The organism is Halomonas alkalisoli (assembly GCF_021412585.1).
Classification (GTDB): domain Bacteria; phylum Pseudomonadota; class Gammaproteobacteria; order Pseudomonadales; family Halomonadaceae; genus Halomonas; species Halomonas alkalisoli.
This window is the reverse complement of the sequence record NZ_JAKCMI010000003.1, coordinates 1-1,306: the sequence shown is the minus strand read 5'-3', so window position 1 is coordinate 1,306 and position 1,306 is coordinate 1. Positions and strand designations below refer to the sequence as shown.

The window sequence follows — 1,306 nt, the reverse complement described above, 5'->3', positions numbered from 1 at the left end:
GGTTTATGACTGTCGATTGACAGTCTGCTCTTTAACAATGTGAATCATGCTGACAAGTTCTTCCTGAAAGGGAAGGACAACGTGATACGTCTCAAGCGTATCCGGCAATTGTCGTGAGTAATCGCGGACCAGACCCTTTCGGGTTATATGGTCAAGCGATTAAGCGCATACGGTGGATGCCTAGGCAGCCAGAGGCGATGAAAGACGTGGTAGCCTGCGATAAGGCTCGGCGAGGTGGCAAACGACCTGTGACCCGGGCATTTCTGAATGGGGAAACCCACCCAGCACAAGCTGGGTATCCCACACTGAATACATAGGTGTTGGGAGGCGAACCAGGGGAACTGAAACATCTAAGTACCCTGAGGAAAAGAAATCAACCGAGATTCCCCCAGTAGCGGCGAGCGAACGGGGACCAGCCCTTAAGCGTGTGACTGATTAGACGAACGAGCTGGGAAGCTCGGCCATAGTGGGTGATAGCCCCGTAGTCGAAAATCTGATCACGTGAAATCGAGTAGGTCGGGGCACGAGAAACCTTGACTGAACATGGGGGGACCATCCTCCAAGGCTAAATACTCCTGGCTGACCGATAGTGAACCAGTACCGTGAGGGAAAGGCGAAAAGAACCCCGGAGAGGGGAGTGAAATAGATCCTGAAACCGTATGCGTACAAGCAGTGGGAGCAGACGTGTTCTGTGACCGCGTACCTTTTGTATAATGGGTCAGCGACTTATATTCAGTGGCGAGCTTAACCGATTAGGGGAGGCGTAGCGAAAGCGAGTCTTAACTGGGCGACCAGTCGCTGGATATAGACCCGAAACCGGGCGATCTATCCATGAGCAGGTTGAAGGTTGAGTAACATCAACTGGAGGACCGAACCAGGATCTGTTGAAAAAGATTTGGATGACTTGTGGATCGGAGTGAAAGGCTAATCAAGCCCGGAGATAGCTGGTTCTCCTCGAAAGCTATTTAGGTAGCGCCTCACGTATCACCGCCGGGGGTAGAGCACTGTTTCGGCTAGGGGGTCATCCCGACTTACCAACCCGAGGCAAACTCCGAATACCGGTGAGTGCAAGCGTGGGAGACACACGGCGGGTGCTAACGTCCGTCGTGAAAAGGGAAACAACCCAGACCGTCAGCTAAGGTCCCGAAATCCTGGTTAAGTGGGAAACGATGTGGGAAGGCTCAGACAGCTAGGAGGTTGGCTTAGAAGCAGCCATCCTTTAAAGAAAGCGTAATAGCTCACTAGTCGAGTCGGCCTGCGCGGAAGATGTAACGGGGCTAAACCAGGTACCGAAGCTACGGGCTTG

1 rRNA gene is annotated in these 1,306 nt (G+C 52.9%); it reads left to right on the top strand.

Going from position 1 to position 1,306, the window contains the following annotated elements:
* Positions 1–149: 149 nt before the first annotated feature.
* Positions 150–1,306, top strand: a 23S ribosomal RNA gene (locus tag LY622_RS00220); the annotation flags it as partial.